Annotated in this window: 20 protein-coding genes, 2 tRNA genes and 1 pseudogene; 4 read left to right on the top strand and 19 right to left on the bottom strand. The window is 40.9% G+C overall.

Going from position 1 to position 21,268, the window contains the following annotated elements:
• Positions 1-186: 186 nt before the first annotated feature.
• Positions 187-639 carry a hypothetical protein gene (locus LLF92_09325; protein ID MCE5341308.1) on the bottom strand — a complete coding sequence of 151 codons (453 nt, stop codon included), beginning with the start codon at positions 637-639 and terminating at the stop codon, positions 187-189.
• Between the two features lie 418 nt (positions 640-1,057).
• Between LLF92_09325 and LLF92_09320 the strand changes: the two genes are divergently transcribed.
• Positions 1,058-1,342 (top strand): hypothetical protein, encoded by a 285-nt coding sequence (locus tag LLF92_09320; protein MCE5341307.1) that lies wholly within the window; start codon positions 1,058-1,060, stop codon positions 1,340-1,342.
• The gene (locus LLF92_09315; protein MCE5341306.1) at positions 1,339-1,749 is read left to right on the top strand and encodes a putative toxin-antitoxin system toxin component, PIN family; all 411 of its coding nucleotides are present in this window, start codon (positions 1,339-1,341) and stop codon (positions 1,747-1,749) included. Before LLF92_09320 ends, LLF92_09315 begins: the two co-directional genes overlap by 4 nt.
• A 28-nt stretch (positions 1,750-1,777) precedes the next feature.
• On the opposite strand, the gene LLF92_09310 is transcribed toward LLF92_09315, so the two are convergent.
• The 11 genes from LLF92_09310 to LLF92_09260 all read right to left on the bottom strand — a co-directional run bounded on the left by LLF92_09310 (position 1,778) and on the right by LLF92_09260 (position 13,123).
• Complete coding sequence (locus tag LLF92_09310) at positions 1,778-2,518, bottom strand: LamG domain-containing protein (protein MCE5341305.1); 741 nt, start codon at positions 2,516-2,518, stop codon at positions 1,778-1,780.
• Positions 2,482-2,554, bottom strand: a tRNA-Ala gene (locus tag LLF92_09305). Before LLF92_09305 ends, LLF92_09310 begins: the two co-directional genes overlap by 37 nt.
• A gap of 40 nt (positions 2,555-2,594) precedes the next feature.
• Positions 2,595-3,800: a CCA tRNA nucleotidyltransferase gene (locus tag LLF92_09300; GenBank protein ID MCE5341304.1), complete on the bottom strand. Its 1,206-nt coding sequence runs from the start codon at positions 3,798-3,800 to the stop codon at positions 2,595-2,597.
• Complete coding sequence (gene rsmD / locus LLF92_09295; protein ID MCE5341303.1) at positions 3,754-4,368, bottom strand: 16S rRNA (guanine(966)-N(2))-methyltransferase RsmD; 615 nt, start codon at positions 4,366-4,368, stop codon at positions 3,754-3,756. Before rsmD ends, LLF92_09300 begins: the two co-directional genes overlap by 47 nt.
• A complete protein-coding gene (gene bioB / locus LLF92_09290; GenBank protein ID MCE5341302.1) occupies positions 4,365-5,348 on the bottom strand; it encodes a biotin synthase BioB in 984 nt (327 codons plus the stop codon). Before bioB ends, rsmD begins: the two co-directional genes overlap by 4 nt.
• A 24-nt stretch (positions 5,349-5,372) precedes the next feature.
• On the bottom strand, positions 5,373-5,912 hold the full coding sequence (locus LLF92_09285) for an HYExAFE family protein (GenBank protein MCE5341301.1): 540 nt from the start codon (positions 5,910-5,912) through the stop codon (positions 5,373-5,375).
• Between the two features lie 23 nt (positions 5,913-5,935).
• Positions 5,936-7,222: a histidine--tRNA ligase gene (hisS, locus tag LLF92_09280; GenBank protein MCE5341300.1), complete on the bottom strand. Its 1,287-nt coding sequence runs from the start codon at positions 7,220-7,222 to the stop codon at positions 5,936-5,938.
• Entirely contained in the window at positions 7,219-7,644 is a 426-nt protein-coding gene (locus LLF92_09275) for a YkgJ family cysteine cluster protein (protein MCE5341299.1), read from the bottom strand. Before LLF92_09275 ends, hisS begins: the two co-directional genes overlap by 4 nt.
• Before the next feature lie 452 nt (positions 7,645-8,096).
• Positions 8,097-11,486 carry a KAP family NTPase gene (locus tag LLF92_09270; protein MCE5341298.1) on the bottom strand — a complete coding sequence of 1,130 codons (3,390 nt, stop codon included), beginning with the start codon at positions 11,484-11,486 and terminating at the stop codon, positions 8,097-8,099.
• Positions 11,487-11,732: 246 nt separating this feature from the next.
• Positions 11,733-11,972: a hypothetical protein gene (locus LLF92_09265; protein ID MCE5341297.1), complete on the bottom strand. Its 240-nt coding sequence runs from the start codon at positions 11,970-11,972 to the stop codon at positions 11,733-11,735.
• Positions 11,973-12,478: 506 nt separating this feature from the next.
• Positions 12,479-13,123, bottom strand: coding sequence for an HAD family hydrolase (locus LLF92_09260; protein MCE5341296.1), 645 nt, complete (start codon positions 13,121-13,123; stop codon positions 12,479-12,481).
• A 190-nt stretch (positions 13,124-13,313) separates the two neighbouring features.
• Between LLF92_09260 and LLF92_09255 the strand changes: the two genes are divergently transcribed.
• Positions 13,314-13,718, top strand: coding sequence for an FHA domain-containing protein (locus tag LLF92_09255; protein ID MCE5341295.1), 405 nt, complete (start codon positions 13,314-13,316; stop codon positions 13,716-13,718).
• A 42-nt stretch (positions 13,719-13,760) separates the two neighbouring features.
• On the opposite strand, the gene LLF92_09250 is transcribed toward LLF92_09255, so the two are convergent.
• The 3 genes from LLF92_09250 to LLF92_09240 all read right to left on the bottom strand — a co-directional run bounded on the left by LLF92_09250 (position 13,761) and on the right by LLF92_09240 (position 17,670).
• A complete protein-coding gene (locus tag LLF92_09250) occupies positions 13,761-14,417 on the bottom strand; it encodes a DUF3313 domain-containing protein (protein ID MCE5341294.1) in 657 nt (218 codons plus the stop codon).
• A 218-nt stretch (positions 14,418-14,635) separates the two neighbouring features.
• Positions 14,636-15,163, bottom strand: a complete 528-nt coding sequence (locus tag LLF92_09245) for a LysM peptidoglycan-binding domain-containing protein (protein ID MCE5341293.1) — start codon at positions 15,161-15,163, stop codon at positions 14,636-14,638.
• 224 nt (positions 15,164-15,387) lie between these two features.
• Positions 15,388-17,670: an RNA-binding transcriptional accessory protein gene (locus LLF92_09240; protein ID MCE5341292.1), complete on the bottom strand. Its 2,283-nt coding sequence runs from the start codon at positions 17,668-17,670 to the stop codon at positions 15,388-15,390.
• A gap of 313 nt (positions 17,671-17,983) precedes the next feature.
• On the opposite strand from LLF92_09240, the gene LLF92_09235 reads away from it, so the two are divergent.
• Positions 17,984-18,057: transfer RNA gene (locus tag LLF92_09235), tRNA-Arg, on the top strand.
• A gap of 290 nt (positions 18,058-18,347) precedes the next feature.
• On the opposite strand, the pseudogene LLF92_09230 reads toward LLF92_09235, so the two are convergent.
• The 4 genes and pseudogenes from LLF92_09230 to LLF92_09215 all read right to left on the bottom strand — a co-directional run bounded on the left by LLF92_09230 (position 18,348) and on the right by LLF92_09215 (position 21,253).
• Positions 18,348-18,881 (bottom strand): annotated as a pseudogene (locus tag LLF92_09230) (site-specific integrase).
• A 606-nt stretch (positions 18,882-19,487) separates the two neighbouring features.
• On the bottom strand, positions 19,488-19,700 hold the full coding sequence (locus tag LLF92_09225; GenBank protein MCE5341291.1) for a hypothetical protein: 213 nt from the start codon (positions 19,698-19,700) through the stop codon (positions 19,488-19,490).
• Between the two features lie 231 nt (positions 19,701-19,931).
• On the bottom strand, positions 19,932-21,035 hold the full coding sequence (locus tag LLF92_09220; GenBank protein ID MCE5341290.1) for an AAA family ATPase: 1,104 nt from the start codon (positions 21,033-21,035) through the stop codon (positions 19,932-19,934).
• A 2-nt stretch (positions 21,036-21,037) separates the two neighbouring features.
• Positions 21,038-21,253 carry an AlpA family phage regulatory protein gene (locus tag LLF92_09215; GenBank protein ID MCE5341289.1) on the bottom strand — a complete coding sequence of 72 codons (216 nt, stop codon included), beginning with the start codon at positions 21,251-21,253 and terminating at the stop codon, positions 21,038-21,040.
• Between the last annotated feature and the right edge of the window lie 15 nt (positions 21,254-21,268).

Below are 21,268 nucleotides of genomic sequence, written 5' to 3'. Positions count from 1 at the left end.
GGACGATGTGAGGATAAGATAAAAAATATTAGATCGGTAGCCCAAACTCCTATTCGTGCTCGTCAATAGTATAATTGTGGCACATTAATCAAATTTCGGCAATGGGGTTCTATTCTAATTTTACGTTATCATATAACATTATACAGTTCCAGGATCCCGAACTTGCGACCTCTTGCATGCCAACTATCACCATTTTCCCTCTGGGCATTTCTCCGTCACCAAGGCAACTTTCGCCCAAAGCATACATCCGCAATGAGGACAACGCCAACCGTTAGTACATTCTGAACAAATAGTTCGTCTACGAACATATTCTTCTTTAAATACACACGCAAGGCTGCTTTTGCTCCATCGCAACATGGCTTTTGTAAAGTCAGCAGCCATTTGCAGCAATGTTGGCTTGGGCCTCTCGACCGGCTGCGGGATTTGCGTGTGGGTTGTGTGGGTTTCGTTTGTCAAAATCAGCTTTTTATCCGGCTGGATAATTTTACTCGGCTCTTTAAAATAAAAGCCAAACTTGCTACACCATATTTTTTTTGCAGAAGCAAATTTGCACTTTTCACAAATCTTAATTTGCTCGGACGTTATTTCTGGCCTGCTATTGCACAACATTGCAAGTACCTCCAACGGTAACAGGTTCATAAGAGCAACTTATCCAATCTTGCCCACTGACCTGACTATGGGCTTTTCCGCAGTTTTCTCCCTTATCCCGAACCTGCGGCCTCTTGCATGCCATGCGATGCGCACACCAAACTCTTAATTTTCTGCGATTTTTCGTAACTCATTGTGTGACAATGAGCAACATTTACGGATGAATTGCAACTTGTTTCTAAAAACCATTGCATTTATTGCCGGTAATTACGCGAGCCGAAAGAGTAAAATACTTCTGGACAAGTCAAGGAAAGATAATAACCAAGTATGGCATGTGTTAGTACAGAGTCAACTTTCAATCTGAAATAGTTCTTTATATGGCATAATCTTGTTGCGTTTGGAGTCTTTTTTATGTACTCTTTAATAGCACAATAGTACTATAGTTGTGGCGAAATATGAAAGGCTTAATATGAAATTTGTTACCGCAAAAGATTTAAGAACACAAGCGTCATCACTCTGGGGTAAGCTGCCACGGGAACAAGAAGTAGTTATAACTGTAAATGGTAAACCTGTGGCGATTATGACCGCCACCAGTGATAAAGATTTTGAACATTCACTACGAGCGATTAGACGCGCACGAGCGATGGAAGCCGTCACATCTCTACAACAGTCCTCAGTAAAAACTGGAAAAGATTCCATCTCTGAAAAAGAAATTCAAGCAGAAATCAAAGAGGTACGGAGAGGCCGAAAGTGAAAGCTGTTATTGATACTAATGTCATAGTATCTGGACTGTTAAAACCATTTTCTGCAAGTGGCGAAATTGTCCGTATGCTCGCTGACGGCAAAATCCAGATATGTTATGATGCCAGAATATTATTAGAATATGAGCAAGTACTGCATCGTGAAAAATTCGGATTTGATTTTGCGATTATTGAAATATTGATGGGTTCGATTAAGGAAATGGGAATATGTACCACAGGCAGTCCCATTACGGCAAGACTTCCAGACCCGACAGATGAAATGTTTGTAGAAGTCGCAAGTGATCCACACTGTCGTTTACTCGTGACAGGCAATGGTAAACATTTTCCACAAAAAGCATGTGGAAATGTAAGAGTGCTGACGCCACGAGATTTCTTGGCCTTTTTTACACGTTGCGAATAAGACGTTCAGTTATGAACTGAAAACAAACTTAAAATTCAATCTCACGAAAATGCTTGCAACGCTCGTCATATTCTCTGCCTGTGAAATAATACGGATTGCCGTAATTGCTTATCTGGTCGGAATCAAGGGCCGTTGAATCGCATTGGCCTTTGGCAAGCAGCTTGATTTCCTCATCGCTTAATACTCGGTTAAATATCATCACGTTATCTATCTTGTCTTTATAATAATAAGAAGACGTTGAACCCTGTCTGCCCATTATAGTACCTGTGCCCGAAACTGTCCAGCCCGCATCCGTATAGCCGGAAAGAATCATATAATAGCTGGACAATAAGCCGCCATCATAATATACGCCCGTGCAGTTGCCGCTTGCGTCGAACGTTATTGTCATATTCACCCATGTATCATTACCCATGCGGTAATTTTCCCATGTGTTGCCTGCGGCGTCACGGACTTTGAATCTGCCGCTTCCACGGTCATCTGTGCCGATGGTGAAATAACAGCTTGAACTCTTGTAATACTGCATCCAGACTGCATCTCTGTCATTGCCCGGAGTAACAGCATAAACCCATAGTGATACTGTAAAAGGACCGCTTGCAGGCAGATTCGTACTGTCAATCGAGATGCGGTCGCTCCTTTCAAAAGAGTAATTGACTGCTTTTTTGATAAGAGTTACAACCGCATCGCGTGAATGCGAGTATTCGTAAGCACCGAATTCAGCGTAACTTACAACAATGGAGCCAACAGGAATCGAACCTGCGGCCTCTTGCATGCCATGCAAGCGCTCTCCCAACTGAGCTATGGCCCCGTCTGGAAATATAATAACACATTCACAAATTATTGCAAGCTCAACTCTTGTGGTTTTTTATCCAATTTTCGACCCACCGTTTCGCATCCTCTTTAGTAGCAATATCTTCCGATAACTGCTCAACATAAAGTTCCTTGCTGATCTGCCCTATCTGCGGCCCAGCCTTTGCGCCCAGAGCCATAAGCTCGTGGCCATTCAGCAAAGGTTTCGGCTGTAAATCCCTGCCCGCAAGCAATTTCGCCCTTTTGGCAATTACGTTCAATTTCGCAAGGCCTTTTCGTTCTGCCTTCAATACCGCTGTTTGAAAAACATACAAATCCGCATAATACGGCTGCGACACAATCGTCTTAAGTTCAGCAAGCGACAATTCATTATTCAGAAAATCTCTTTTGATCAGCAGAAAATCAATGTGTTTCAATTTACTCGTGCTAAGTTTTAAAACTTCAAGACTCTCCATCGCCTCGGCACTTTCGCAGCCGGAGAACATTCCCGCAACAGCAAGTTCAAATGTCATTTCTTTCGGCAAATATTTAAAAACTTTCATTCCGAAATTTATTTTATCGTTTAAAACCGGAAAAATCTCCTTCGCAAGGCCGGTCTCTATAAAAAGTTTCAATCCCTTTATTCGCTTGGTCGCAGCCATCAGCGATTCCAACTCCATCGCTATTCTCTCACCGCTGATTTTTGTAATCAGTGAGTGATATCGTTTAATCGCCGCCAACGTGCTTTTCTCAATTTTAAAATCCAACTGTCCTGCGAACCGTACAGCCCGCAGCATTCGCAGATAATCTTCGCTGAATCTTTCATCAGCCTTGCCGATTGTGCGGATAGTTTTTTTCTTTAAATCTTTCTGTCCGCCGACAAAATCCAAAACCTCGTTTTTAATCGGGTCAAAAAACATGCCATTGATTGTAAAATCCCTTCGCAGTGCGTCATTTTCAGCCGAAGTGAAACTAATATTATCAGGCCGTCTTCCATCACTATACCCAGTATCTGCCCTGAACGTCGCGACTTCGATTTGATGGCCTTCCATCATTACAATAATCACGCCGAACTTTGTGCCGACACGAATTGTCCTGCGGAAAATTTTACAGATTTGCTCCGGCCGCGCATCTGTCGCGATATCATAATCTTTCGGCTCTCTGCCCAGCAGCGTATCACGTACGCAACCGCCCGCCAGCAGAGCCTGAAAACCTTCCTTACGAAGGCTGCGAATTATCTGTATTGCCGCCTGTTTGTTCGTCATTTTTCAACGCAAAAAAATTCACACTCATTTTTCCCCATACTCTGTTATCTATTATCTTCAAAGCACCGTAACTGTCGAGAACTTTAACATTTTTTTCTGTCCGCACAACAACCAGCCCGTCTTCGGTTATCTGCTGTGGCAAAATCTCCAAAAGCCCCGCCAGCCGCGATTTCTGGCCCACTTCCCTGCTCAAGTCATAAGGCGGGTCAACAAAAACCAGCGAACATTTTTTGCCGATGCCAATCGGCGCACCGATTTTGAACGCATTGGCACAAACAACCTTGGATTGCGACTCAAATTTTGCTTTCTCGATATTTTTTCGCAAGACATCAATCGCCCGTCTGTCCTGGTCGACAAACACCGCTTCTTTAGCGTCCCTGCTTATCGCCTCAAGTCCAAACGAACCGGTGCCGCAAAACAAATCCGCGACGTATCGGCCTTCAATCAGATTATATTTGAACAGCACATCAAATATAGACTCTTTCACACGGTCGGTTATCGGCCGAGTTTCGCTGCCTTTCGGCGGCAATATATTCATCCCGCGTTTTTTACCGGCTATTATTCTCATATTAATTCTGGCTCCAATCCGAGGTCGCGTATCATCCTGACATCCTCCTCAACCGCTCTGCCGGCTGTCGTAAGATATTTTTCGCCGCTGATAATCGCAGTCGCACCGGCATAAAAAATCCAGCTCTGCATATCACGAAGATTCAAATATCGTCCGCCGGCAACTTTCAAATGCACCTTTGGCAAAATGAAACGATATAACGCTATCAGCCGCAAAATTTCTCGCGGCTGCATCACCGGCATATTCCCCAAAGGCGTACCTTTTATCGGCGATAGAAAATTCATCGGCACCATATCAACTCCAAGCTCACGAATCAGCATCGCCATATCGATTCTGTCGCTGTCGTTTTCACCAATCCCAAAAATTCCGCCGGTACACAAACCAAGTCCTGCTTTTCCGGCAGCCTTAACCGTATCGATGCGGGATTGATAATCGTGCTTTGTTACAATATTTTTAAAATGCCGCTGCGAAGTCTCAAGATTATGATTATACCTCGACATACCGGCTTTTTTCAAACGCACCGCCTGCTCATAACTTATGATTCCAAAGCCGCCGCAGACTGCGATTCCGATTTCATTTGTAATTTTCGGAATCAGTTTTTCAAGCCGTACAAGTTCCTTTTCAGAGAGACTTCTTCCGCTGTAAACAATCCCGAAATTCTGTACGCCCTTCTGTTTTGCATCCCCGGCCGCTTCGAGGATTTCTGCATCAGCCATATACTTCGGCTCACTGTAAACAGTCTGATGTCCGCCTGATTGAGCGCAGAATTTGCAGTCTTCGCTGCACCCGCCGAGTCTTGCCGGAATTATCGAACAGATTTTTATCTTTTTGCCAAAGAATTTCTCGCGTATCCGGTTCGCCCAATACATCAGGTCTTCCAGACTGCCGTCGCTTAATGAAAATAAAAATTCTACATCATCACGTTCGATGAGTTTGCCGTTTATTATCTGTTGTGCAAGTTTAGTTATAGTTTCGTTCATTTCGTATTTTCTAATTAGTGTTTATTAGTGTTCATTCGTGGTTCTAATATGTGTTCGTAAAACCATTTCATTTACATCAAAACTGCATTTCTTAAAATATTCCGCCGACAAATGCAGCGTTTTCCATTTTATGCTCCGCAGTGTTGCGCCGGCAAGATAATCCGCGAGCCTGACAGCCATAAAAACATATCTTCTGCCGAGGCAGTCATAAATCTCTCTGCCATCGGTCTCGACATCTATATTTTCCAAATCATAAGCGAAAATAAACAGCCCCTCATATCGGCTCGAAAAAATTCTAATCCAGTTTTCAAGCCCTGTAATATCATCATCCGTCACCCAGTTAGGCAAAGTTCCGAACGCTGAAAAATTTTTGCCTGCAAACTTTCGCCCTTTAACTTCCGCGATTACCGCTCGTCCGCCGGCAGTATAAAAAAGAAAATCGAAACTTTTGATTTTGCATCTCGAAAAAGCCGTCCGCTTATGCTGGTCAACTGCCAGATACTGAACCCCGTTATCTTTCAGCCAGCACTGGAACGCTCTCTCATAATGGTTGCCTCCGTCCATAGCAAATCTTCAATATTCTATCTTCATTCTTCAATCTGTTTTAAAAATTCCGATTCTGGAATTGTTGTTTGTTCTCCGTTTGCCATATCTTTAACAATAAGCTGCTTGTTTAAAAATTCCTGCCCAACGATAACGCATTTTGCCGCCGCAAGTATTGAGGCCTGTTTGAGCTGTTTGCCGAGTCCGCCGCCTTTGTAGCTGAAATCAGCTTTCTTACCTGCCTGCCGCAATTTTGCAATAATTCGAATCACTTCATTCTGCAAAGTGTCGTCCGCATACGCGACAAAATAATCTAATCGTTGATTTTCATTTACATTTTTGAATAGACCTTTTTCTTCGAGCACGATTCCAAGCACGCAATCTCCCATTCCGCAGCCTGTCGCGGAAACTTTGGGCCCGCCGAAATCAGAAAGCAGATTGTCATATCTTCCGCCTCCGCAAATTGCGCGAAGCTGCTCCGACCTGTCGTAAATCTCGAAAACCACACCTGTATAATATGCAAGCCCGCGTACAATCGCAGGATCAAATTCATAATAACCTTCAAGCCCCATTGTATCAAGATAACTGAAAAGTTTTGTCATCTCATCAATACTTGCGTTAAGCTCCTGATTATCTGTTTTGACAAGATTATTGAACGCTCCTTTGAGATTCATAAAATTCTTTATCTGTTCCGCGACCGCTTTATCTGGAACTGCCGTATTCAGCAGTTCATCAAAAGTTTCTGCCGGCAGTTTTTTCTTCTTGTCAAGAAGTGCATACAACGGCATAAGTTTTTCTTCCTGCACACCGATACTTTTTAGAAATGCCGCAAGCATTTTTCTGCTCGATATTTTTACTACAATATCTTTATCCGTCAGCCCCGCCTGTTTTAAATAATCGACCGAGCAGAAAATCACTTCCGCATCCGCCAGACAATCGTCAACGCCGATGATATCGATATTCCACTGGAAGAACTCGCGCAGCCTGCCTTTCTGCGGCCGTTCAGCTCTGCAAAGCCTCGGCACAGAAAACCACTTTATAGGCCTGGGCAGCGCGTTTATACGCTGATTGACCATTCGCGCAAGCGTAGGCGTAATCTCCGGCCGGATAGCCAGCATACGTTCGCCGCGATCTTCAAACGCAAAAAGCTGTGAAGCTATTTCATCGCCGCTTTTCTGCTGATACATAGCGAGGTATTCAAAGATTGGTCCGTCAAATTCCGCAAATCCGTTTCGTATCGAGACTTTTTTCCAGCCGTCAACGATGAAGTTGCGTTTGGCCATATCTTCAGGATAAAAATCTCTTGTGCCTTTTACCGGTGGTATTTTCATTTTTTTCTGCTTTTAATTTTTCTTATTTTCGCAAGCCTGTCGATATTGTTATTATCGAACTTGACTTTCATATAGGCTTCCATTTGTTTATCGTTCATAAAATACAGGTCGTAATCGTATGGGTCTTTGCTCAATTCGCAATCGACATTTTTATAACCCCTGCATATTCTCGGCCTTGTGTCGTAGATTTTGCACTTATGGTCTTTTTCCGACAGGTGCCTACATTTGTTATCGATACTGATGTACCACGTTTTATTTTCGACAAAAACCGTAACGTGTTTATGCGTCAGAAACCAGCGGATATCGTCATAATCGCCGCGAGTTGTTGGTTTATCGATTGGCAGTGCGACATATCGGCAGCACAGCCCGGCACAATTTTTACATTTAGCGTGTTTCAGTCGTTTTTTCGTTTTCTTAGCCATATTTACCTGTTGAATTTAATACAAACGGTTGATTATACTAAATTTACATCCCGCGTCAATGTCTTATGAAAAATTAGCGGGTAGGTAATGTTTAGCCCTCGCCGGAACGGCGATGCGTTTATTCCGTTAGCCTGCCGATTCATTCGGCAGGTTCGTTATGTTTAGCCGTTGTCGGCATTTTAATCCTCGAATTTCCAGGATTTTTCTACATCTAAAAAGAAAAATCAGAGAGGACGGCGACGCATTTTATCAAATCTCAAATTTCAAATCTTAAATCCGTCCGTGTCCGCCCTGTCAGAACCGTCCGACTTGTCCAACTCGTCCGACATTGTTTAGCACCCGCACCTGTGGCGGGTGAGTCATTTCGACCGTAGCGGAGAAATCCTTTAAAACAAAAATTCCAAAAATAAATTTTGAAATATCAAATTTTAAATTTCAAATTCGTCCGCATCCTACACGTCCGATTTGTCTTTCTTGTCCAAACCATCCGGTTCGGCCACTTTATTGTACTTTTTGAGAAGTTCGGCTGCTTTCCCTTTAATATTTTCATCGCCATATTGAGATAATGCCCTCAAACCACTTATAATATCTTCTGAAACATTTTCGCTATTCCCAAGGGAATCGACTATAATTAAGCCTATCCCAATAGTTTCTTTGCTACTATTTTTCGTATGAATTAACAAAGGCACCATATTAAGAATTAGTGGTTTGTCCTGTTCTTTAAGACTTATTGGACTTTTTAAAATTATTGTTAAAGAATTGGCCTTTTGGGTTATTTTTTCAGCAGTGCTATTTGAAATATTCTTTGCCATTATTGATATGTTTCTTTTAAAATCGTCTTCTTCAAATTGAGATTTTAAAGATTCGAATTTTTCACATATTGGTTCCCGCATATTTCCATCATCATGCCATAACAATCCAAAAATTCTATCCGTATCTTGACCTGTAAGTTTTCTGCGAGATAGTTTTGTAATTAAAATATCTAATAGTTGGCTTCGTCGCGTTTTCGCCGTTTGAGGTTCTTCTATTCGCTCCATTACCAATTGACTAATAGTTTGGACTTGTTCGTCGGATAAACAATCACATAAATTCCCTAAACTCTTTTTATGCCATAATTCAAAAGATGGGTCATTTGCTTTTTTTATCGTGTACTCGACCAACTCATATATCTTTGTTTCGGTTTTGAGTGTGTGGCTCCATTCCACTACTAAATTTACTATTTCTTCAACTTTCTCATTGTAAGTATTTACTTGATTTTTCATCCATTCTACAAATTGTTCCAACAAAGACAGAGCTAAGCCTGTCAAAGTTCTAAATCCTTGTTTATCAGTGGTCGTTTGTATATTATTTGTTAAAGATTCTAAATAAATTTTAATTTCTCCAGTAGGACGTGCCTTGAACCAAGAAAAAATCACGTTCTCTACTTGTTTAATTAGGCTTTCATCTACAATAGGATATACCAAAGAAAATGTTTTTAATAACTCATTCCTTGTACTTTCCTTTCCATTAACTGCCCAAATTTGCAACAATGGAGTACAAATTAAATTAGCATCTTCCAATTTATCGAATTGTCCTATTTTATTTACCGTATTCAGCATCAGGCCAAAATTAGTTTTTTCAATTTCAATCGGTGCAGATTGTGCTTTCTTTGTAAGTTCATTCCATTTGTTTATAAATCCTGTCATATCTATCTTAGTTTGATAAATTTCTATAACCTGAATACGTTTTTCATTAAGCTCATACGCATTATCCTTTGCATCTAATCTTTGTACAATTGTATTCAAAACTGTGTTAGATGGTATTGGGTCATCAATGTCATTTCTTATTTCAGCTATTGATAGCTGATTCAAAATTAATTGTTCGTTTTCTGAGTTTAATGCTGAAATTATGGCAGTGTTTATACCTTCAAATTTTTGCTCGAAATATTTTTTCTTCCGATTGAATAATCCTATGTAACTACTTGCTCCGTCAGTAGTGAGCCTTTCAAGATAAACTTGAACAATCGCATTGGCAAGACTTGTGGAATCTGAAGTAATTTGAAGTATCGATTCAATTCCCTTGATGTTTGATATATCCTTTAATAGTTTGCCTTTTTCTTTTGTGATTGCATCAACGATAATATTGGCCAATAATTGTTTAGCTGTTATTAAATCATCATTAGTCCATATGTTTTCATAGCTAAAAATCCCTAATGCACAATTAACCCACATACGCAAGATAACATAGAATTTTTTCTCTTCGAATTCTTTTACCATTAATCGTATGTATTCCACAAGATGATCTGCTTGAGTTTTATCTAATCCTTTAACTGCTTCTGAAAATTCTTCTATTTTCCCATTACTAAGCGTTGTTTGAATTATCGAACCTGTACTAATTCCTGCAATAAGCTCCAGTTGTTTCCCAATAACAAGGTCTTCAATTTCTGTTAAATCAATATTGTCTGTGTATTCCAAAAATCTTGTTAAAATACTATTCTTAAGTATCAAATCTTTAATTTCTTTGCTCACATTATTTTTTTCATAAGAATCGACAGAAGAGTCCTTATGTGCATTCTCAAATCTATTTAACATTAATGGCTCTAAGCATATAATCTTATATAATTCCGGAAACCCTTCCTGAATAGCAGTGAGCTTGGCGATTAGAAGCAAATTTCTTCCAGCTTTTTCTGGGTTAAATCTTTTTTGTATCATCCAGTAATGTGTATTAAATGAGTTCAAAAAAGCTTTAATTTTTCTTGCATCTCTGGCTCCACTGTAAACGGCTATCTCTGCCAATTGGGGCGCCAGTTTCCATTGCTCTACAAGATATTTTGCATAATTATGTAAATCTGCTTCAGGGATTTTTTCCATTCGCACGGCAACATCAAAAAATTTACGAAGTGACTCATAATCATAATCATGATTACTAACTTGTGCGTTTACTGCGTTTAGAACTTGTTGCTCATCACATGGAACAATAAAGACACAATTGGACTTTCCAGAAAATTGCTTGATTGTGGCAAGTGCTGCTATCACTAAATTTTTATCACATCTATCCAAATCATCAACAACTATTACTAATCTATTATTTTCTTTGTTGCTAAAATTCACACATTCAATAAATTCCATCTCAAATTGTTCAGGATAACTTAATCTCGGCCTTTCGGTAGTGGGTTGATTTATATTCAAAGTCGCAATCAACTTATGCTTAGTCTCTTTTTCAACCAACCCAAATAAAATTAAGCCAATAGGCAACAACAATGCAGCAGATATGAAATTGGCTACTTCTGGATTCCCAAACAAAGAAACAAAAATACCTGCAACTAAAATAACAACATATATAATGATTGCGATGCGTATTAACTTTGCTGATTTCTGGCTTGAAAAAATAAACCACTTCAAAACATCAATAATCTGCTTTCCCACTTCAGACCAAGACATCTTCTCGGTAGAATTATCTTCGTCCGTTGCTTCGGTTATACATTCAGACAATCCTACAAGATTTGTAAGATCTTTATATTTCGAATTTTGTTTCCCATATACATCTTCTGCAACTTTAATCAAAAGCTGCCTTCGAAACGAATCGTCTTGATGTCGCCATGCATTAAAAATAACAGGGCGTATCTTACTATCTTTGTCTTCCTTAAATTTATTTTGAAGTATATTTATTACCGTTGATTTGCCTGTCCCCCATTCACCAAACAGGCCAATGGTAAGTGATTTATTGTTATCTTTAAGAATCTGATGTAGGGCATCAGCATAAGCCCAATGCCCAAATCTTTCTTCCTCTTTTCCCTCCTGCTTTTCTTTTTCTATATTTTCAAAAAGAGGTAAATCATCGAAAAGTTTCAACTCGTCTGCCACGTTTTATCTCCCATACAAAATTTATCTAATATTATTACCATTTTACATTATCTATTTTGATAATTTTTGATAATTCTCAACAGTTTCGCCTATAGGAATATTGTATCATTATGTGCGTCCTTCTCAATCAAAAACACTAAAATTTCTTCGTGCCTTCGCTGAAGCGGAGCGAAAGTCCCCGATTCTTCTGAATTTTTCTACCTTGAAAAGAAAAATTAGAGGGGGATGACTTGGTGGCTGTAACTTTTATAGTTTAAATTTCTTTTCAGATTTTGTATAAGTGAATCGTGCGTGAGCTGTTCGTAATTCTTTGTTTATAGCGTCAAAAATTTTCTCTATCTGCCGTTGCTCATATTTATAAAAACTGCGGTTAGAGCAGTTGCCCAGCAGGCGAATTTTGTTAATAATTTCCTGTGTTCTTCTGGTCGCGATTCGTTCGAATCGATACTCTCGTTTCTCGTATTTTTCATAACCTTTGATTTTCATAATAAAAGTCTCCTGTATATAATATTTTTAACCTATATGTAATATTATAATTTTATATGTAATATATTTATTATATTAAACAGCCCCCTAAAATGCAACCCCCAGGGCTTTCAAGGCCGATTCCAAAATTAAAACCATCTTTTAAAATCATAATTCCTTATTTTTAAGTAGATTATATCTCTGTGTCCCGCCGCAAGGCGTCCTGCGGATAGGTGTTCTCTGTGGCAAAAGATTTGCGGTTATTTTTTGCTTTTTTCTGTGAATTTCTGTTGATTCTATGTTAATCCAGTGTGTTTTACTTACGTTTAGTTACGCAAAACTGTTGAAGCGAAGCGAAAACCCCGTTCACGGGGCTGTTTTCCCGAAAAATCGGCTTAAAAAACGCGCAATTTGCTATGTTCTTAAGCACTTTTACAAGGTTTTCAAGGTTTTAACAGCTTTTTAAGTGGGCGTTTCGCGCAAAATTGTAAACTTTTGCGCAACTTTTCCCATGCTTCGTTTTATACTTACTTTAAAACATTCAGCAATTCTTTGGGGTGATTGATGATGAAATTCGCTCCTGCTTGTCGAAGTTCTTCTTCGCTTCTAAAGCCCCAGTTGACGCCGATACCGATAATCCCGGCCGCTTTCGCGGTTTTGATATCGATATTGCTGTCGCCGACAAACAACGCTTCGCTCGGCTTGACATCAAGCTCTTTGAGCATTTTCAGCACGGCTTTGGGGTCTGGTTTTAATGGGACAGCATCGATAGTACCCATTATGATTTGAAAATAACCATAAAAAAAATGCTTAACGACCCTTTCAGACATTATCTGGTCTTTATTTGTAAGCACCGCCATTTTGATGCCGCGTTTTTTCAATTCGTCCAGGACTTCTTTAATGCCTTTATAAGGAAGAGTCTTATTGGTACAAATTTCAATGTATTTTCCCCGCATTTTGACAAGCGTCTGTTCTATGAGGTCTTGCTTATCGGCCGGCAGTGCCCTGCTGATAAACGTCCTTGTGCCATCGCCAATCATTGCTTTTAACGTTTCAACACTATGATTGGGCTGTCCGAAATAAGTTAGCGCAAAATTTGCCGCATCCGCCAGGTCTTCCAGCGAATTAACCAGCGTTCCATCAAGATCAAACACAACTGCTCTATAAGTCATTAATACTCCAATAGTTAAACAAACCGGCAGTTTATAAAACCATTCATATAAAGTCAAATGTTAAAATGAAAAAGATTATTGTGTTTTTAGTAAAATACTTGCAAAACCATAATAATGGTGCTATAATGACTCCGATAAAATACCTACTGGGTATTTAAGTGCTCCACATCTGCAGCCTGAAAGGGAGCTTATGAACGTATCGTTAGTTTTGCACAAAAAGAACGGTTCGAAAAAGGTCTTGCCCATCCGCAGCAAAGCGGCAATTCTCGGTAGAAGACCGGATTGTGATTTTTGCATTCCATTGCAAGTAGTCTCGCGCAGACATTGCCAAATCAGCCAGGAGGCGAATATTGTTAAAGTCCGCGACCTAAAATCCAGCAATGGCACATTCCTGAATGGGGCAAAGATTTCTGACGAAATTTTAGCCGGTGCCGGCGACAAAATTCAGATTGGTCCGCTGACATTTACCGTCCAGGTGAACGGCCAGCCCGCGAACATTGCCGCTTCGGATACGGCTGTTATGATGCCGGACTTGTCGAACATCGACCCCGACGCATTAAACGGCAGCGCAACATTTATCGGCGACGAATCTTAGTATTTGTCCGATTACCTGATGTGCGGATGCAGTATAAGCCTTTTATGATTTTTTCATGTCGGCCAACTGCTTGCGGAAGTTGTTCACCCATACATCCATCGCGTGTTGAGCGCCGCCCCAATCGCTTAAATCTGTAAAAGGAACCCTCGAGCCGGGCTTGGACGCAACACACGCTGTAATCTGTTTACCTGAAACAGAATCAATCATTTCAGATTCTATCGCCGCTCCGCCTGTGCCTATCCCCGTTGTAATACGCGCAGTCGGAACTGCCGCGAAAACTATATTGGTTTTTCGCAAATCCGTTATCGCGACACGAACTCTGGCAACACCTGCCCCTGCATGATAAACAATTTTATATCCGGACTCATTCACTGCATCGATTATCGCAGAATACAAATAGTTAACCAAATCGTTGACGTCATTCTGTTTGAGTTTCCCTTTGGTTTGGGCTACGGCGGCTTTGGATTCAATCTGAAATTTTATAGCAACAGGGTCAACTATGAATCCCTGGTATTTTCCTTTTGCTACTGATGAATCGGTATAGCGAAATGTGGAGCCCTCGACCTTTTCAAACCCGGACACCTCATTAAGCTTTGAATAATCACTTAAATAACCTGTATTATCCGCAGATTCCCAACATCCACTAATTAACACCAAAGAGCCAATTAAAACCACTGTAAATAAATATGTTCTTACCATATAACAACCTGAATAACCTAATTTGTACTGCAAATAGTTTATCGGCTGTTCGGACTGATATATGTGAGCGCTTTAGCCTGATATTAAATAAAATTTGTGAACATATCTCCCTCGTCTGCTTAATAGACTTTCTCGCACTGAGAACCCACAAATTATCCGGACTATCTTTAAGAAAGATACAAACTTTGGCAATTTTTATGTCCGCCGGTTAAAAGGTATTATTTAGCCGGAAGTTTTAATCTGCTGCCAACGACCAAATTACTCTTGGCTGTAAGCTTCGGATTCAGTTTGAGAATTTCATTGAAACGGCTGCCGTTGCCAAGCTGCTTTTGCGCAATTGACCAGAGGCTGTCGCCGCTTTGTATTGTGTATGTTCTTGTATTGCCTTGCGCAACGCCATCCGTTGGGCCGTCCGGCATTTCAGTCTGCTGTTGCGGCTGTTGACGTGAAATAGTCGTCGACTGCTGTGTTGCCCGCTGTGGTTCTTCTGCTGCTTGCGGCTGAACGCCTTGTGTTTTGAAGCCTTCAATTTCCAGTCTGGCAATCTGCAGTTCGCCGCTTAATCTGTTTACTATATTATCATAATTACTGATTCTCGCCCGCGATGCCGCTTCCGACTGCTGCATCTTCGTCTGCATATCGGCAACCACCGTATTGCTTTTTTTATTCGCGAATACAAAACCACCCGCAAATCCTGCTCCCAGAGCAACAACCGCAATGACAACTATTACAAGTTTTTGTTTCATTTTTCGATTTCTTTCAAAAATAATACCAATTGGTATAACTACTCGCGCGTCGCGCAATTTGCAAACTACTGTGCCGGCTTCGCTTACCCGCGAAGTATGACACGAAAATTACTTTAGAGTCCGTATCAAATATCTCAAACAGGTTATAAAGAATATCAAACTGTTTTCAAATATCAATACCTATTTTCCCCGCTTCTTAAAACAAGTCCACACAGCTAAAATTATCAGCCTAAAGTCAGTCGCGAGGCGAGGTTGCCTAACGGTTTGCCGTTTGATGAAACCACAGGCTTTTGCGGTGCGATAGTCTGCCTTGGAGCCGGCCTTGTTGCAGGCTGACGCTTTTCAGTTGAAGCCGGTATTTCCTTTTGCTCGCGCTTCATACTCAACGATATTCGCTTTCTTGGGATGTCAACTTCCAGCACACGGACTTTAACTCTCTGCTGCACCTTGATAACGTCGTTGGGGTCTTTTACAAAACTGTCCGAAAGTTCGCTGATGTGAACCAAACCATCCTGATGAACGCCGATATCTACAAACGCACCAAACGCTGTAATATTCGTAACAATGCCTGGCAATTCCATTCCAATTTTCAAATCGGCCATTTCGTGAACCTGTTCGTCAAAACTGAACAGCTCAAACTGCTTTCTGGGGTCGCGGCCGGGCTTGTTCAACTCCGCTTTGATGTCAATCAGCGTCGGCATACCAACCGTATCCGTAACATATTTTTCAAGTTTAATTTTATCACGCAGCGACGAATCATTAATCAAATCCGCAACCGAGCAGTTCAGGTCTTTCGCCATGGACTCTACGATTGCGTAGCTTTCAGGGTGTACGGCACTTTTGTCGAGCGGATTCTCGGCATTGCGGATTCGCAAAAAGCCTGCGCACTGCTCGAACGTTTTACCGCCAAGGCCGGAGACTTTCTTTAACTTTTCACGAGATTCAAATGCGCCGTTCTGATTTCTATACGAAACAATATTCTCTGCCAGTTTAGGGCCTACGCCGGAGACGTACGTTAAAAGCTGTTTGCTTGCGGTATTGACTTCGACGCCGACAGCGTTCACGCAACTGCCGACGGTATCATCAAGGCAGCGTTTTAAAAGCGTCTGGTCAACATCGTGCTGATACTGGCCGACGCCGATTGATTTGGGGTCAATCTTCACAAGCTCGGCCAACGGGTCCATCAGGCGTCTGCCGATAGATACCGCACCGCGAACTGTGATATCGTAATCGGGAAATTCCTCGCGGGCGACGTCGGACGCCGAATAAATACTGGCGCCGCTTTCATTGACCATTATAATATGTATTTCTTTCGGCAGGCCGATGCCGCGAACAAACGTCTCGGTTTCTCTGCTTGCGGTTCCGTTGCCAATCGCTATCGCTTCGATTTTGTACTTCTGGCACCAAGCGGCAATTTTAATGCCTTCGTTTCTGCTGGCCTCTGCGCCGAGCGGATGAATCACATCGTTGTAAAGCAGTTTGCCCTGCTTGTCCAGACATACAACCTTGCAGCCGGTTCGGAAACCCGGGTCGATTGCCAATAAGCCCTTTTCGCCCAACGGCGAGCTTAAAAGCAGTTGTCTGACGTTTTCCGCAAAAACTCTTATCGCTTCCTCGTCCGATTTCTTTTTGCTCTCAAGTCGCATTTCCGTTTCCATCGAAAGCATTATCAGCCTCTTGAAACTGTCTTTGATCGCAAGTCTGACCTGCTGCGATGCGGAATTTTCAGTTTTGATAAATATGGAATTCAATATCGATACTGCTTCGTCTTCTTCGACGATTACACGCAGAACGAGAAGCTCTTCTTTGGCTCCGCGGCGCATCGCAAGTACACGGTGCGACGGTGCGGTCGTCATCGCTTCAGACCAGTCGTAATAATCCTTGTATTTAATCGCCTCTTCTTCTTTGCCGGGTACAACCTTGCAGACATATTGGCTTTTATTTTGATAAAGCGATCTCATAGCGGCTCGTGCCTGCTGGTCTTCGCTGGCCCATTCGGCAATTATATCTCGTGCGCCGGTAAGAGCGGTTTCGGCTGAATCCACGCTCTTTTCGGCATTGATGAATTTTTCCGCTTCTTTCTGAAGGTCGAAATTGCCCTGCTCGAAGATTAATTTCGCCAAAGGCTCAAGTCCTTTTTCCTTTGCCATAGTACCGCGAGTCCTCTTTTTCGGCCTGAACGGCAGGTAAATATCTTCCAGCACAGCCATTGTCTCGGCAGCCATAACTTTGTCTTTGAGTTCCGGCGTGAGATGCCCCTGCTTTTCGAGCGATTCGAGAATCGCATCGCGTCTTTTGTCAAGCTCGGCAAGCTGCTCAAGCCGGTCGCGAATATTAGTTATCACAACTTCATCAAGGCTGCCTGTTGCTTCCTTGCGGTATCTGGCTATGAAAGGCACCGTCGCTTTTTCAGCCAGTAACGCGGCAACCGCGATCACCTGTCTGGCACTGATTTTCAACTCTTCTGCGATTTTACGTATATATTTTTCTTCGATTTTTTCCGACATTAAATTTATCCCGTTCTTAAAATTTTAAGAAAAACTATAATTATTTGCAATTGAAGTTTTCAAACTACACTTTCGTTCTATGATTAAAAAGATATTCGAATTTTGTCAAGCAAATTGCTGACGCAGTGATTTTGGAATATTTTCCCCTTGTGTGTATTGTATGAAAATGCCGCATATATAGTGTACTTGTTTCTAAATTAATTTCTCACTTTTATAAGCAAAAATTTTATATATAATACGTGTTGACTGTTGCAGAAGGCACTAAAACCTGTTACAATTGCCGAAAGCATAATTGCTTTGATTGCAAATACTTGCGCTCGTAGCTCAGTAGGATAGAGCGTCGGTTTCCTAAACCGAAGGTCAGAGGTTCGAATCCCCTCGGGCGCATTTTTATTTGAATCAATGACAACCGCTGCCAATGATTCTTTTTCATTGCCTAACTCTCCCACTTGTAAACACTTATCGTCCCCTGTAGGTTTGTTACAAGATACTGTTTTTGCCTCTTCATCATTGCCATTCGCAGACAAGCAATTACTATCAGAGCAAGAATTTTTTGTAAGCTGGTTTGTAAGCGCTTTTGTTGCTAAATTATCTGTTCCAGTCATTCTCTGCGATTCCTTGCTTGGCAAGGACAAATCAGGCAGGGATTCTACAGCCTCAGATTCTTGACCGATTAAAGTATGTGTATATCGATTCATTGTCAGCTTTATATCGCTATGCCTCATAAGAACCTGAGCAATCTTAGGATGTACACCACTTGCCGCCAAAAGCGAACCGGTCGAATGCCTGAGAGAATGAAAATCACAATAACGCCCTGAATCATCAATATATGGAATCCCTATCATTTCCAAATCTGCTTTAAGCATTTCTGCTGTTTTTTCCGGCATATTGAAAACATTTGCGTTAGGCATTTTTCCGGATATGAAGCTCTTTAGTTCTTCTGCCGTATTCTTTTTCAAAGACAAAACACACTCGGTACGATTCTTTGTCGATGTGGCCTCAACTTTCACAGTACGATTTTCAAAATCAAAAGACAATACTTTTAAACTTCGTAGTTCAGATGCTCTTAAACCTGTTTCAACCGCCAAACGATAAAGCATAGCCCTTTGCACCCCTGCCATTCCAAAACGCACTGGTGCGGCTTTTGTTGCCTCTAATAACGCCCGTATTTGCTCTGTCTCAAGAGGCCTTCTATCATGCCGCCTATCCATTTTAACGTTTTTGGTTTGCAGGTGCTGAACCGGTGATTCACTTGCACGCCCATCCTGTACCATCCATTTACAAAATTGCTTGAGCGCTTTCAGGTAAAAATTATATGTCTGTGCCGATATTTCGCCAATGTCCTTGAATTCTTTTTTCTTTGCAATCTTGCCGTTGACTACTTCCTTTTTTACCGTTAATACCTGTATTCGCAATCCGGAAATAACCTGTTGTATCTTGCTGGCTTGAATATCATCCCAAAGTATAAATTTACATTCTTTGAGTATTCGCCCTACTCTTGTTTTCACTTGTACAGCATTTTTAGCGGTTCCTCCTTTTGCAAGTAATGATTTCCCAAAATCTTCTAAATGCTCTGTTAGCGGCTTTCTGCGATATTCTTTGTATTTGTCCACAACACCAGATTCCGCAAGTTCCGCCTCCTTTTCCAGCTTGGCGGCTAATTGTGCTGTTGCCGTTTTATCCTTAAATCCTTTTACACGTTTTCTTATTCCGCCTACAGCTTTGAAGTCTATGTACCAAAATTGAGAATACTTGGGTATAGACTTGCCGTTCTCGTCTTTAACCGTGTACATTTGTTTAAAGATACTTGCCATAAATCACCTTTTCTTTTTCTTTGCCTCTGATAGTTTCAGCCCTAAAAAATTCAACATTTTGGAGGCTGCCTCTGTTCCAGTGTCCTGCCCTTCGCTAAGATACTGATAAACAACACGCATATTCACCTTGCCTTTTAGCTCCTTGCCAAAGCGGTAAACCGTCCAGCCTCTGTTTTTTATTTCCTTCAATATCGCTTGTCTTATTATATTTGCCATGCACTATAGAGTAATTACTCTACAACACCAAGTCAAGTACAATTTAATTCATGTACCTTATCATCAACGTCTTGCAAAATTAACTATTTGCTATTTGATAACCCTCTTGTGTATTCAAAGAATTACCACTTATAATTATCTCTAATCGAGAATATTGGCAATCTTGACATTCTGGGATATTCCATTTCATTATCAGTACACCTTCATAGCCAAGAATACCATAATATCCCATTAGGATTCTTCGTTAATATTTATCTGTTTCGTCAATTCTTTTGGTAATGACCATATCCAACTTTCAATTTGTCCTTCTGTACGTTTCTGTTCAGATTTAATATTAAGTCTTGCTTTTGCTCTACCTAACGTACGTCCTGAAATCCCAGCATTTTTTGCCTGTTCTACTATCTCATTAGCAGGTTTACTGCCTTCGGATAATATATTAGTCAAAAATTCCGTAGCCTCTGTAATACAAGACGTCGTTTTTTTTTGGCTGTTTTCAATATCAAGAATACTTTCAATAGTAATATCTACTGCCCCAGATTCAAACTCACAAAGAGCAGTTTTGAAAATGTTATCCTCTTTAGAAATTTCAGTATCAACCAATCTATACGCTAACCCCTTCGGTTCTTTAGCTAAATTCAGTTTGACCGGCAGAAAAAGTCGCCTGTCTTTATTATTTTGGTCTAATACAACAGCCCACACTGCCCTTGCTGCTGCTATAAAGCCAACAGACCCCATTGCACGATAAATCGCTTTACTCTCAAAATTTTTGTTGAAATGACTTAACCCTATTATTGCTACATTGTGTTTTTCAGCTAACTTAGTCAAAGGCGTTAAAAAGTCCCGAACTTCCGAATTACTATTTTGGTTTTTGCCCCCCATATAGGCAGTTATCGGGTCAATTATAACCAATCCGACATCGCCTACTTCTTGGATGCTTTTTTCTAAAAGCGGTATATTTTCTGAAAGATTTAAAATCTCGACATTACATTTCTCGTTACCATGTTCAATGCTCCTGAAAACTATTTTTACTCGATTTAAATCTGCTCCTGCTGCTTCTAATCTAATTCGTACTGTTCGATTTAAATCGTCTTCTGCCGTAAAAATAATTACTGACCTCGCTATATTACCATCTCCTACAATATCAGGCCAAGATTCCCCAGTGGTTACACGCGAGGCAATAAACATTGTTAAAAATGTTTTGCCTGAATTGGGATAGCCTACTATTAGGGATAGTGTCCCTAATGGGATTTTATCAGGCCATAACCATTCCGTTTTCTTTGCTTCTATTTCTGCAAAACTTTTAATGACAACTTTGTTTTCAGTATTATCTGTCATTGTTAATTCCCTTTCTTTAATTCAAAAAATTTTCTTTCTGGACAATTTAAATCTACCCATCGCTTTATATCAGACTGTCTCCATCGCACACTACCGCCAATGCGTATCGGAGCAGGAATTTTGCCGCTGCTGTTTAATCTGAAAATTTGCCGCTTACTCAACGACAACCTTTCACCAACTGTTTTTGCAGTTAAAAGGTTTTCCGCATCTTCTGTCATCGCTCATCCTTTCCA

It is taken from the genome of Planctomycetaceae bacterium, assembly GCA_021371795.1.
Classification (GTDB): domain Bacteria; phylum Planctomycetota; class Phycisphaerae; order Sedimentisphaerales; family UBA12454; genus UBA12454.
Note: the sequence above shows the minus strand (reverse complement) of the source record. Positions and strands in the feature narration are given on the sequence as shown.

Excerpts from the sequence above, each read along its gene's own strand:
- LLF92_09325 (MCE5341308.1), bottom strand. The coding sequence starts at position 639 with ATGAACCTGTTACCGTTGGAGGTACTTGCAATGTTGTGCAATAGCAGG.
- LLF92_09320 (MCE5341307.1), top strand. The coding sequence starts at position 1,058 with ATGAAATTTGTTACCGCAAAAGATTTAAGAACACAAGCGTCATCACTC.
- LLF92_09310 (MCE5341305.1), bottom strand. The coding sequence starts at position 2,518 with ATGCAAGAGGCCGCAGGTTCGATTCCTGTTGGCTCCATTGTTGTAAGT.
- LLF92_09300 (MCE5341304.1), bottom strand. The coding sequence starts at position 3,800 with ATGACGAACAAACAGGCGGCAATACAGATAATTCGCAGCCTTCGTAAG.
- rsmD (MCE5341303.1), bottom strand. The coding sequence starts at position 4,368 with ATGAGAATAATAGCCGGTAAAAAACGCGGGATGAATATATTGCCGCCG.
- bioB (MCE5341302.1), bottom strand. The coding sequence starts at position 5,348 with ATGAACGAAACTATAACTAAACTTGCACAACAGATAATAAACGGCAAA.
- LLF92_09285 (MCE5341301.1), bottom strand. The coding sequence starts at position 5,912 with ATGGACGGAGGCAACCATTATGAGAGAGCGTTCCAGTGCTGGCTGAAA.
- hisS (MCE5341300.1), bottom strand. The coding sequence starts at position 7,222 with ATGAAAATACCACCGGTAAAAGGCACAAGAGATTTTTATCCTGAAGAT.
- LLF92_09275 (MCE5341299.1), bottom strand. The coding sequence starts at position 7,644 with ATGGCTAAGAAAACGAAAAAACGACTGAAACACGCTAAATGTAAAAAT.
- LLF92_09265 (MCE5341297.1), bottom strand. The coding sequence starts at position 11,972 with ATGAAAATCAAAGGTTATGAAAAATACGAGAAACGAGAGTATCGATTC.
- LLF92_09260 (MCE5341296.1), bottom strand. The coding sequence starts at position 13,123 with ATGACTTATAGAGCAGTTGTGTTTGATCTTGATGGAACGCTGGTTAAT.
- LLF92_09255 (MCE5341295.1), top strand. The coding sequence starts at position 13,314 with ATGAACGTATCGTTAGTTTTGCACAAAAAGAACGGTTCGAAAAAGGTC.
- LLF92_09250 (MCE5341294.1), bottom strand. The coding sequence starts at position 14,417 with ATGGTAAGAACATATTTATTTACAGTGGTTTTAATTGGCTCTTTGGTG.
- LLF92_09245 (MCE5341293.1), bottom strand. The coding sequence starts at position 15,163 with ATGAAACAAAAACTTGTAATAGTTGTCATTGCGGTTGTTGCTCTGGGA.
- LLF92_09240 (MCE5341292.1), bottom strand. The coding sequence starts at position 17,670 with ATGTCGGAAAAAATCGAAGAAAAATATATACGTAAAATCGCAGAAGAG.
- LLF92_09225 (MCE5341291.1), bottom strand. The coding sequence starts at position 19,700 with ATGGCAAATATAATAAGACAAGCGATATTGAAGGAAATAAAAAACAGA.
- LLF92_09220 (MCE5341290.1), bottom strand. The coding sequence starts at position 21,035 with ATGACAGATAATACTGAAAACAAAGTTGTCATTAAAAGTTTTGCAGAA.
- LLF92_09215 (MCE5341289.1), bottom strand. The coding sequence starts at position 21,253 with ATGACAGAAGATGCGGAAAACCTTTTAACTGCAAAAACAGTTGGTGAA.